This is a genomic window from Alicyclobacillus shizuokensis NBRC 103103, from assembly GCF_001552255.1.
Taxonomy (GTDB): domain Bacteria; phylum Bacillota; class Bacilli; order Alicyclobacillales; family Alicyclobacillaceae; genus Alicyclobacillus_G; species Alicyclobacillus_G shizuokensis.
The window spans coordinates 1-10,357 of sequence record NZ_BCQV01000068.1; the positions used below are offsets into that span (position 1 = coordinate 1).

Sequence of the window (10,357 nt, forward strand, 5' to 3'; positions counted from 1 at the left end):
CTCGAAATCCTCCTGCTCCAGGGAGGTAACGATCTACTGGATTCCACGCCGGCTGGCGAAATTCTTGTCGAAAATAGAAATGCGCTCAACAGTGGGCACGAAATACGGGGGGCTGAACTCGTCCTTGCGGCCATTCGCTGACATGGCCCCATCGTATCCGGCTACGCCCCAGACACCGGCGATCTGCGCAGCGACGTGCTGGCCCTGCTTCGGCACGTGTCCCAGCGTGTACAGGCCATTGGCATGAGCACATTGCACGGCCTGATGGCCGAATACCTTCCGGTCTCGGCGTATCTGTATATCCGACAGGTGAGCACGGAAACGATGATGACCATCCTGAAACGCGCCGCCGCTCGGGGAGAGGTCCGCGTGGATCACATCACGCTGCGGATGGCGTCTCTGCCCATGGACTTGGTCCGCCACGAGCTGTTCTTTACCCACTCGGAGCTGCCAGAAGAGGCCATCGTGGAGATTGTGGACGACATTTTCCTGCCGCTGGTCCGCTTGCGAGGATGAATGCGGTATGATTCGGAATAGGGGTGATTTTTTGACTCATCCTGTGGTGCTGTGCGACTACAATCCGGCGGGCGGAGGAGTTTCTCGCAGACAAGGACCATATCCTCGCTGCCATTGGGAGCCGCGTCCGGAGAATCGAGCACGTGGGCAGTACATCCATCCCTGGCATGCCGGCCAAGCGCATCATCGACATTGCCGTGGCGGTGGACGATTTTTCGCTTGTTGATGATGAGGTCTCACCCGATTGGCCGACATTGGCTACGAAACCAGGCAGGACAATGCCGCGATGAGGAGAACGTTCCGCAAGTGCAACTACGTCAAGGAGGCCCACCACCTGGCCGCGTGGCCGAAAGCGGACGGAACGTATGCCGATTCCATCAGTTACACCATGCTTCGGAGTGATTGGGCTCGCGGAACCGTGACGCCGGTGCAGTGGGACGATGAGGTCCGCCAGAAGCCATTCGACGGGACGGGGCGACTGTCGGAATTGTTGTCCGATTTTCGGAGTTTCTTCACCCAATATCAGACTGCGTGGAACGACTGTGACGCGGAACGCGTGAGCGCCTTTTGTTCTCCGGAATTGCGGGCTCGCTGGGCATATCCCGGAAACCAGATTTCCGATTGGGGCTATGACGAAGCCTACAGCGGTTGGCGCGAAGCGTTCCAGTCATACGCGGGAAGAAGCCCAAAGTGGCACTTCCACGAGCTTGTCGTCACTCCGGTCGATGAAAACGAAGTCCTCGCGGTGTATTGGGTGACGTTTGAACTGGATGGAAAGCCCACGAAGGAGGTCAATCTCTTCGTTGAAACGTTCCGCAGGGAATCGGCCGGCTGGCAGTTGATCCGCAGCTACGTTGAATCCTCTCTCTCAAAACAGCATGTGGAACTACACTGTGACCTCTGAAACTGTAGGTCATTAGTGTGTACAAACGAATATGCTTTACAAGGGAAAACAAGAGCCAAAAGATGATCAGACTGATCAACTTTTTGTGCTATAATCACAGATAACGAGTCGTCAGGATGAGCGGAAAAAGGGTTCCCGGCAAGGCAAGGGAGTGGCCATCTGGATGCGGACCGTGCAACTGTCACAACTGAGCGTCAACGCCGAGGCGGAGGTTCAGGACCTTGCGGGGCCACCGCAGTTTCGCAACCGCTTGTTCTCGCTCGGCATTACGCCGCGCAGCCGGCTTGTGCTGGTGCGGCGCATGCCGCTCGGTGGGCCGCTGGAGATTGAAGTGCGCGGCACTCGGTTGGCCATCCGGCGCCACGACGCGGATAGGGTTTGGGTCTGTGTAGTAGGCTGACCGACTGGATTGAGGCAGGCTGTCGGGGACGCGGGAGTGGACGTTGGGTTGTTGGACGGTTCGCTCAGTGGATAGAGATCGGGGGCAGCTAGCGTGAGAGTTGCACTGGTGGGGAACCCGAACGTGGGCAAAACCACACTGTTCAACGCGCTGACGGGCGCTCATCAAGAGGTTGCCAACTGGCCGGGAACCACTGTGGAATACATCATCGGCAAAGTGCGTTCGGGAGCGGTGGGAGACCTCATAGAGTTGGTGGATCTCCCGGGCACGTACGCGCTGACAGCCTACGCGCGCGATGAACTCGTGACGCGCAACTTCCTGTTGTATGAGCCGTACGACGCTGTGATTGTGGTCGTCAACGCGGCGAGTTTGGAGCGCAATCTGTTTCTCGCGCTCGAGGTGTTGGAACTGACACCGCGCGTCGTAGTGGCCTTGAACATGGTGGACGTGGCCGAAGACCAGGGCATTACCGTGGACGCGGCCGCCCTGTCGCGGCGGCTCGGGGTGCCTGTGGTGCCGACGGTGGCGGCGCGGGGCGTGGGCCTCACGGAGTTGGTGGCGTGGATGGAACGCATCGGCGGGCGGGAAGTTGTCCCCATCAACACCTGGGTGGTCCCGTATTCGGAGGAGCTGCGCGAGGTGTTGGATCCGCTCGCGTCGCAGTTGGCCGCTGCCGTCCCTGGGCCCGGCATCGCCCCGGGTGCAGGGGATTCTCGCGCCCGGGGCCTCACCGTATCGCCGGTGGTGGCGGGCGCACAGCCGGCCGCAGGTGTCGGCCGCTTCCGCCCTGAGTGGATGGCGCTGCGGCTGCTGCAGGGCGACGAAGAGGTGACGCGCGAGGTGCGCGTCATCCCGCAGGGCCAGGCGGCTGTGCAACTTGCGCTGTCCTGCTGCGCACAGCAAGCGGGTGTCCAGGTGGAGCTGGGAAATCAGGCGTTGGCCCTAGAACCGGCGGTTCTTGAGCGCCTGCGCGCCCAGCACGAGGAGTTCGAGATGCGCATCGCCGACGCGAAGTACAACCACATCGCGAATCTTCTCGCCGACTGTGTGCGGCGGGATCCGCTCGCCAAACAGACCTTCAGCGAGCGGCTGGATAAGGTGTTGCTGCATCGGTTTTGGGGCTACCCGGCGATGGCGGTTGTATTTTTTGCTGCCTTTTGGCTGTCGTTTGTGGCCAGCGCGCCTCTCTCCGATTGGGTGGGCAACGGCATGGGGTGGCTAGGACAGCTTGTCGCCAAGGGGTTGGCGGCTGTCGGGGCCCCGGCCTATGTGCAGAGCCTGACGGTCGACGGAGTGTTTGCCGGCGTCGGGGCGGTGTTGTCGTTTGTTCCCTACATGGCCATCTTCTTCGCCATCTATCAGCTTCTCCAGGACAGCGGCTATATGGCGCGGGCATCGGTGTTGGTGGACCGGTTGATGCAGGGGATTGGCCTGCATGGGAAAGGGTTTTTCGCGCTGGTCTCGGCGTACGGGTGCAATGTGCCGGCGATGGCGGCGACGAGGGTGATGGAAAACCATCGGGATCGCCTGTTGGCCAATTTGGTGATCCCGTTCATTCCTTGCAACGCGCGGCTCGGTGTTATGGCGGTCATGACGGCGGCGTTTTTCCCGGGCACGCGCGGCGCGTTTGTGATGATGGCGCTCATCCTCATCAGTCTCGGGGTGGTGGCGGGATCGGCTATGCTGTACCGCCGGACGGTGCTGCCGACCGATCCAGCGCCGCTGCTGATTGAGCTGCCGAGCTATCACGTGCCGTCCGTGCGCAATATCCTGATTCCGACCTGGCACCGTGTGTGGATGTTCATCAGCCGCATCTGGATGTTCCTGATTTGGGCGACGCTCCTGACGTGGGCACTGACGTACTTCCCCATGGGCGCGCCGGTCGGTCAGTCGTACGCGGCGCAGGTAGGGCACTGGCTGGAGTCGGTGGGGCGGTGGTACGGGTTTGACTGGCGCCTGATGATTGCCATATTGTTCGGCTTTGTCGCCAAGGAGACGACGCTCTCCACGCTCGGCGTGCTGTATGGAGCGGGGACGGACGGATCGCTCGGGCATTTGCTGACACAAGCGATGACGCCGCTGGTGGCGTTCACCTACCTGGTGGTCTACATGCTCTATGTGCCCTGCTTGTCCACGGTCATCCAGATGCGTCGCGAGAGCGGCAGCTGGAGGTGGACGGCGGCTGGCATCATCGTGAACGTGGCGGTGGCGTTTGGGCTGGGGCTGCTGCTGGAACGCGTCGGGATGGTCTTCGGGCTGCAGATATGAAGCGAGTCTGCCGGTCGGCCGTCTGGGCGGCCTGGGCGAGAGGAGGCGCTCGCGGTGCTGTCAAAGATCGAAGCGGCGTTTGCCGAGCGCAAGGTGTGGACGATGGACGAGCTGGCGTCGTTTGTCGGTGTGTCGCCGGAACTGGTGCGGGCGGGGATTGAACAGCTCAAGCGCATGGGCCGCCTGACGGAGAACGCGGTGGGGCAGATTGAGCGCTGCGCCAACCCGACGCACCACTGCAACCGCTGCGCGTTCCAGGGTCTGTGCATGGAGGACGAGTCGTCGCTGCGCAAGGTGGCACACGCCTATGGGCGGGCCGGGGAGACGAAGTGAGGGATGGCCACCGCCGCAGTGCGGGGGATGCAGGCAGATACAGACCCGGCCCTGCAAGAGCAAACCATGAAGTGCCGCAAGCCTCAATCGGGGATTGCAACCCTATTCTTACCCTGGTTCGTGAACTGGAAAGGCGAAGAAACGTCGACTCCTTGGGTACGAGTCAGTTCTTGCGGAAGGCTTCAACCTGAACCAAGTGCTCCAGGGCGATCCGGATGTGTACGGGTTGAAAGAGCCGTTTTTTCCGCTCATTCCAATTGTGGACCGCCTCGACGACTCGCTCAGGATTCGACCTGATCGATGGATGTTTGTGGCACAGCCAGTGGACCGTAGCCAGCAGCTCCATTCCGTAGGGTGTCTCGAATCCTTCAATGATTTGTTGGACGCGGCTCAGATGTTCCAGTGAGGCGGGATCTGAAGCCAAGACTGCGCGGGCTTGTTCCGCGGCCTTTGGAAGCAAGTAAATTTGTGCTTCTTTACTTCGATCTCCGTATCCGCGAATAAAATGGCCTTCGATCCTTTGCAGAACGTAATTCAGATTTTCGGCGTACGGCCCATAAAGGTGGGCGACAAAGTTGAGTTTTAGGGGCGCACCCATTTCTTGCAAGAAATACGCCAATTTTTGAACTTCCAGTAGGGACAAGCGGTAACCAGGAGTCGAGTATAGCTCCATAGCCGCTATCAGCAACGCTCTCGCTGTCGTCATCCTGGGTAAAGAAGTTCCAATCCTGATACGGTCAGGCTCGGGACTTCCTGAAGGTCCGTAAACCCATACTTCTACCTCAGGTAGTTCGGCAAAGGCCTGTTCAATCAATCTCGAGACATCCCTCCAGTTGAGCCCTCCATTGCCACAGCCAAGAGGGGGGATGGCGATGGATCGAATTCCAAGTCGCTGGATCTCAGCGGTCAGGGTCTTGAGACCCGATGCGATGTCTGCGAGACGTGATTTCTCCTTCCAATGCCGCTTGGTTGGAAAATTAATCACATATTTTGGGTTTGTCACTGACGAGATCTGAACGGTGAGCATGGAACCTGGCTGAACCTTGCCCGCTTTGCACGCCCTTTGGTAGGCGCTGAAGTTCGACGGGAAGGCTTGCTTAAATTGAAGAGCAATCCCCTTACCCATTACCCCGACGCAGTTCACGGTGTTTACCAAGGCCTCGACATCAGCCTCTAAGAGATTGCCTTGTTTGAACCGAATCATCCATGCTCACCCCCTGGTATCAGTAATACCACTGACGTCTCGTCTCCACTCGTGGTGTGCCAGCGGTATCTTTCATCAAGTCGCGGACGTAGTCAGTCATTCTCTTGCTGTAGGTACCAATAAATGAGATGACATTCCAGGGTACGAATTTATGAATTAGGAATTCTGCTTGCCGACGTCTGGAACGATCCGGGTCTTCAACCGTGTCCCCCCAGTATTTGCTCTTCATCAGTGGCCAGTCAATCCTCATTAAATCTTCAGGGTCATTATAGAACCCCGTAATCTGCATGATGCCGTGGCCGTCCGTAAAAACGTACGTAAGCTTCGCCTGTTGAATTGTCTCAACAGTAGTTGCCAGATAAATCAGAGGTTCTTGACCGTCTTGATACTCTTCCACGTTGCCACGATTGATTGTATACATCATAGGAGACTTTGGTGCAAAGTAAAAGGGTACATAGTCATGGAGTACGCCTCCCGGAGCTACAGGAACCGGTTTCGTTCCACGTCTTCTCTGTACACTCCGGTAGGCGATATCCTTGTAAGGAATACCACGTTCACGCAAGTGGGACGTTGACTGTAATCCCCCGTGACGCAGAATGGATTCCAGATTCTTAACATGGGTGAAATGGTATATCGGTATTGGTCGAGGGATTCCTCTGTTCATTGACCGTTAACTGGAGAAAAGAATGGCCCAAGTTCATCCATCATGCCCACACCCTTGTACCAGGCAAATGCTACTTATTGTAACTCAATATACCACAGTGTCCGACTGCCGACAATGGACGTGTCTCCTCCGAACTCTGCCGCACCTGTCACATTCTCACCTTCACAGTTTGGTATAATACGGACGGCAATTTGACTGCACTGTGCTAGGAGGCCGCGCCCATGCCGAAGCCGGAACTGTGGTTCACCGAGCTGCAGAACGAGAACCTGTCGCTCGGACTCCGGGTCAACCGGACCCTTCACAGCGAGCAGACCGAGTTTCAGTCGCTCGCCGTTTACGAAACCGCTCAATACGGAAACCTGCTTGTCCTCGACGGTTGCGTGATGACCACCGACAAGGACGAGTTTGTCTACCATGAAATGATTGCCCACGTGCCGATGCACACGCACCCCAATCCCAACAACGTCCTGGTGATTGGGGGCGGCGATGGCGGCGCGGTGCGGGAGATCCTCAAACACCCTTCGGTCGAGCGCGTCGTGCTGGCGGAGATCGACGGGCGCGTGATTGAAGCGTCCAAACGGTACTTCCCGCACATCGCCAAGGGCCTCTCGGACGCCCGCGTCGACGTGCAGGTGACCGACGGCATCCGCTACGTCGAGGAGCACCCCGACGAGTTTGACGTCATTCTCGTGGACTCGACGGATCCCGTTGGTCCCGCGGTCGGCCTGTTCGCCAAGGAGTTCTTCCAGGCGGTCCACCGGGCGCTGCGCGCAGACGGCCTGTTTGTCGCCCAGACCGAGTCGCCGTTTACCCACCAGGACTTGATTCGCCAGGTCTTCAGGGACGTCTCGAGCGTATTCGCGCAGACTCACCTGTATCTGGCGTATGTCCCGACCTACCCAACGGGTATGTGGAGCTTTACCCTCGGCAGCAAGGAGTATAACCCGATCGCGCCCCAGCCGGCCCGCGTGACGGACTGCAAGTATTATTCGCCGCAGGTGCACCAAGCCGCGTTCGCCCTGCCGCCCTTTGTCGAGGAGTTGACTCGGGGATGAGCCATCCCTGGGCACCCGGGCAGCCGGGCGGCATCGGCCGTCCGTTTGACCCTGCGTACAGCGGCAACGTGTTCATCGCCGCCAGCGACGACTTTGCCGCCGCGCAAGCGGTCATCTACGGCATGCCCATGGACTGGACGGTCTCCTTTCGATCCGGCACGCGTCTCGGACCGGCCCGCATCCGCGAGGTCTCGATTGGGCTTGAGGAGTACAGCCCATACCTCGACCGCGACCTCTCGGACATCCGGTACTTTGACGCCGGGGACATCCCGCTGCCGTTCGGCAATCCGCAGGCGAGCGTGGAGAAGATCTACCAGTACGTGCGTGCCCTGTACACAGCCGGCAAGTTTCCGCTCGGCTTGGGCGGCGAGCACCTGGCCTCCTGGGGCGCCCTGCGCGCCGCCTGGGAGGCGCACCCCGATTTGCGCGTGGTGCACCTGGACGCGCATACGGACCTGCGTGAATCGTACGAAGGCGAGGCGTACTCGCACGCCACCGTCATCCGCAAGGTGTGCGACGCCATCGGCCCGGACAGGGTCTACCAGTTCGGTATCCGCTCCGGCACGCGCGAGGAGTTTCGGTGGGCCCGCGAGCATACCCACTTTTTCCCGTTTGACGTGCTCGCGCCGTTGCAGCAGGTGCTGCCCGAGTTGATGGGTTATCCCGTGTACGTCACCTGGGACATCGACGTGTTCGATCCCGCCCACGCCCCCGGCACGGGCACGGCGGAGCACGGCGGCATCACCCCGCGCGAAGGGTTTGCGGTCATGGCCGAGTTGGCGAAGCTGAATGTGGTGGGCTTTGACCTGGTGGAGACCTCGCCGCTTATCGATCCGTCCGAACAGACGCAGATTTTGGCGGCGAAGCTGGTGCGCGAGGCACTGCTCGCGTTTGTGCACAGCGCGTAGGCCTGCAACAGCCGCTTGGGCGCTTGCAGGCCCCGGGCGGGGCGCTCAGGCGGAAAGTGCCTGGCGGCGTCAACGGCGCAGGCCGCTGAAGGCGCACTATTGGCGGATGGACAAGGGGTAGATTCAGCATGTGGTGGTACGAGGAAGGCGCCCCCGAACGGCGCGTGCGCATCCGCTGGCGGCGCGTCGAGTCGGGCCCCGACGCCCTCGAAACGTGCATCGAAGACGCACGGTGGCGGCAGAAAGGCGGATCGCACTGGTTTGTCTATCAGGAGCCGGCGGAGGCCGCACAGGGCAGCCCTGCTGGGCAAAGCGCCCTCAAGCTGGAGCCGGGGGCGCTGACCTGGATGCGCAGGGGGCCAGTAACCTGGACACACCGTTTCGTTCCCGGCCGCACCACCTATTCCGAGCTGCATGTGCAAGGACGGGCGATCCCGGTCGCCGTGGCCGTAGAGGCCATGGACGTGCGGCTGTGCCCCGACGGCGGGGAGGTGCGCGTCCGCTGCCGGATGGGGCTGGGGCGGGACACGGACCCAGCGGAGGCCGACCTGATTGACCTCGTGTTCACGCTAGAGCAGTTGGATGCGTGCGCTGCGCATGCGAGTGGCGGTCCGGGGGATGTGCGATGAGTCGGCGTGGCAACGCGCCTGCCAAGCGCCAACCCGCACGTAGCCCACAGCGTGGCGGCCCGGCCCGCGCCGCCGTCGGGCGTGCTGGCGGCACGCAGCCCGTCGAAGGGAAGCGGCGGGCCGGAAGCGCTGCGTGCCCAGCCAACGAGCGGGAAACGCTGGCCGCAGAGCGCGCGCGCCTGATGGAGCGCATGCGCGCCGAGGTGGCGCGGGAACTGGGCCTCTACGAGTACCTCGCGGGCGATCTCGGCCGCGCCACGACGGCGCAGTGTGGGAAATTCGGCGCCCTGTTGCGCCAGCGCGCCGACGAGTTGCTGAGGCGCGACCGAGGCTCCGAAAAGCCAAGCAAATGATCGGCAAATCGGGCGGCGGGACTATCCGCGCCGTGTTGCCCAAATGCGGACAAGGCGGGCGATGCCACATCGCCCGCTGAACGCACCTTCACCACCGAAACTGTCCCGCCGCAGCGCGCAACTGACCGGCCATGCGGCTGATCTCGTCCACCGTCGAGGCCACTTCTTCCATCATGGCCACCTGTTCTTCACTCGCGGCAGCGACTTCCGCTACCGATTGCGACTGCACGTCGGCCGCCTTCTGCAGCACCGGCATCTGTTCCGCAACCCGCTCGGTGTGGCTGCGGATGGCCTGGGCCGCCGTCTCGATGGTGCGCATCCCATCCTGGAGTTCCAACACGTCCTGGGCTAAGCCCAGAAACGTATCTTCGGAGGCGCGCACCGCTTGCGACGTGTTGATCACTGTGCTTGCCGCCTCCTCCATGGATGCGGCCGCCGCTTGCACGTGGGTGACCATGTCGGTCACCACCTGGCGCACGGTATCCGCGTCGCGGCGCGATTGTTCGGCGAGCTTGCGCACCTCGGCCGCCACTACGGCGAAGCCCTTGCCTTCGTTGCCGGCCCGTGCCGCTTCGACCGCGGCGTTGAGGGCGAGCATGTGCGTCTGCGCCGCGATGGACTGCATCGCCTGCACAATGTCCGTCACTTGGTGGGCGGATTGTTCCAGCGCCTGTGTACTCTGCCGCACCCGCTCCACTTCCTGCTCCATTTTTTTCATCTGATCGGTGGCTGCGGACATCTGCGCCTTTCCTTGCTCCGCGTTGTCCATCATGGCGGAGGAAAGGTCTTGCGTCTTGGCAATCAATGCCTGGATGGACGCCACACTCTGCATGGTCTCCTGCATCGCGGAGACAGTTTGGTTGGTCAAGGCTCTCTCCTCGTCCACAGCCATCATGACTTGCGTCATCGCGGACGCGTTTTGTTCCGAGGCTTGGCTGGTGGTATGTGCGCTTTCACGCAGGGACTCGATGCCGTTGCTGATGTCGTTCGCCGCTTGCTGCATTTGCTCCAAGATGCGGCGCACACCTGCCTTTGCCTCCTGAAGCGCTTGCACCACGTGAACCAAGTCGGTGTGACCCGCTGCATCCAGGTCCCGGGCGCGAAAGTCTCCTGTTCTTATGTA

General features: G+C 61.0%; 13 protein-coding genes. 10 read left to right on the top strand and 3 right to left on the bottom strand.

Going from position 1 to position 10,357, the window contains the following annotated elements:
• Positions 1-150: 150 nt before the first annotated feature.
• From ASH01S_RS16560 to ASH01S_RS16580, 6 genes are all read left to right on the top strand, one after another.
• Positions 151-516: a TetR-like C-terminal domain-containing protein gene (locus ASH01S_RS16560; protein WP_083517288.1), complete on the top strand. Its 366-nt coding sequence runs from the start codon at positions 151-153 to the stop codon at positions 514-516.
• Between the two features lie 62 nt (positions 517-578).
• Entirely contained in the window at positions 579-806 is a 228-nt protein-coding gene (locus tag ASH01S_RS19345) for a GrpB family protein (RefSeq protein ID WP_281178241.1), read from the top strand.
• Entirely contained in the window at positions 803-1,420 is a 618-nt protein-coding gene (locus ASH01S_RS16565; protein ID WP_083517290.1) for a DUF4440 domain-containing protein, read from the top strand. Before ASH01S_RS19345 ends, ASH01S_RS16565 begins: the two co-directional genes overlap by 4 nt.
• A 163-nt stretch (positions 1,421-1,583) precedes the next feature.
• Positions 1,584-1,820 carry a FeoA family protein gene (locus tag ASH01S_RS16570; protein WP_157067207.1) on the top strand — a complete coding sequence of 79 codons (237 nt, stop codon included), beginning with the start codon at positions 1,584-1,586 and terminating at the stop codon, positions 1,818-1,820.
• Positions 1,821-1,913: 93 nt separating this feature from the next.
• A complete protein-coding gene (gene feoB / locus ASH01S_RS16575) occupies positions 1,914-4,088 on the top strand; it encodes a ferrous iron transport protein B (RefSeq protein ID WP_083517291.1) in 2,175 nt (724 codons plus the stop codon).
• Between the two features lie 54 nt (positions 4,089-4,142).
• A complete protein-coding gene (locus ASH01S_RS16580) occupies positions 4,143-4,421 on the top strand; it encodes a FeoC-like transcriptional regulator (protein ID WP_067929556.1) in 279 nt (92 codons plus the stop codon).
• Between the two features lie 163 nt (positions 4,422-4,584).
• On the opposite strand, the gene darG is transcribed toward ASH01S_RS16580, so the two are convergent.
• Both darG and darT read right to left on the bottom strand, forming a co-directional pair.
• Entirely contained in the window at positions 4,585-5,625 is a 1,041-nt protein-coding gene (darG, locus tag ASH01S_RS16585; RefSeq protein WP_067929557.1) for a type II toxin-antitoxin system antitoxin DNA ADP-ribosyl glycohydrolase DarG, read from the bottom strand.
• 19 nt (positions 5,626-5,644) lie between these two features.
• Positions 5,645-6,289: a type II toxin-antitoxin system toxin DNA ADP-ribosyl transferase DarT gene (gene darT, locus ASH01S_RS16590; RefSeq protein WP_067929558.1), complete on the bottom strand. Its 645-nt coding sequence runs from the start codon at positions 6,287-6,289 to the stop codon at positions 5,645-5,647.
• A 221-nt stretch (positions 6,290-6,510) separates the two neighbouring features.
• On the opposite strand from darT, the gene speE reads away from it, so the two are divergent.
• The 4 genes from speE to ASH01S_RS16610 all read left to right on the top strand — a co-directional run bounded on the left by speE (position 6,511) and on the right by ASH01S_RS16610 (position 9,234).
• Entirely contained in the window at positions 6,511-7,344 is an 834-nt protein-coding gene (speE, locus tag ASH01S_RS16595) for a polyamine aminopropyltransferase (protein ID WP_067929559.1), read from the top strand.
• Positions 7,341-8,252: an agmatinase gene (gene speB / locus ASH01S_RS16600; RefSeq protein ID WP_067929560.1), complete on the top strand. Its 912-nt coding sequence runs from the start codon at positions 7,341-7,343 to the stop codon at positions 8,250-8,252. Before speE ends, speB begins: the two co-directional genes overlap by 4 nt.
• A 128-nt stretch (positions 8,253-8,380) precedes the next feature.
• Positions 8,381-8,881: a DUF1934 family protein gene (locus tag ASH01S_RS16605; protein ID WP_067929561.1), complete on the top strand. Its 501-nt coding sequence runs from the start codon at positions 8,381-8,383 to the stop codon at positions 8,879-8,881.
• A complete protein-coding gene (locus ASH01S_RS16610) occupies positions 8,878-9,234 on the top strand; it encodes a small, acid-soluble spore protein, alpha/beta type (protein ID WP_067929562.1) in 357 nt (118 codons plus the stop codon). The genes ASH01S_RS16605 and ASH01S_RS16610 overlap by 4 nt, the downstream gene beginning before the upstream one ends.
• 88 nt (positions 9,235-9,322) lie before the next feature.
• Here the strand turns inward: ASH01S_RS16610 and ASH01S_RS16615 are convergent.
• Positions 9,323-10,357: methyl-accepting chemotaxis protein (locus ASH01S_RS16615; RefSeq protein WP_157067208.1), on the bottom strand; the 1,035-nt coding region annotated here is incomplete at its 5' end.

What these genes read in the sequence shown, in the direction of transcription:
- ASH01S_RS16565 (WP_083517290.1), top strand. Translation starts at nt 803, where the DNA reads ATGAGGAGAACGTTCCGCAAGTGCAACTACGTCAAGGAGGCCCACCAC.
- ASH01S_RS16570 (WP_157067207.1), top strand. Translation starts at nt 1,584, where the DNA reads ATGCGGACCGTGCAACTGTCACAACTGAGCGTCAACGCCGAGGCGGAG.
- darG (WP_067929557.1), bottom strand. Translation starts at nt 5,625, where the DNA reads ATGATTCGGTTCAAACAAGGCAATCTCTTAGAGGCTGATGTCGAGGCC.
- darT (WP_067929558.1), bottom strand. Translation starts at nt 6,289, where the DNA reads ATGAACAGAGGAATCCCTCGACCAATACCGATATACCATTTCACCCAT.
- speE (WP_067929559.1), top strand. Translation starts at nt 6,511, where the DNA reads ATGCCGAAGCCGGAACTGTGGTTCACCGAGCTGCAGAACGAGAACCTG.
- speB (WP_067929560.1), top strand. Translation starts at nt 7,341, where the DNA reads ATGAGCCATCCCTGGGCACCCGGGCAGCCGGGCGGCATCGGCCGTCCG.
- ASH01S_RS16605 (WP_067929561.1), top strand. Translation starts at nt 8,381, where the DNA reads ATGTGGTGGTACGAGGAAGGCGCCCCCGAACGGCGCGTGCGCATCCGC.
- ASH01S_RS16610 (WP_067929562.1), top strand. Translation starts at nt 8,878, where the DNA reads ATGAGTCGGCGTGGCAACGCGCCTGCCAAGCGCCAACCCGCACGTAGC.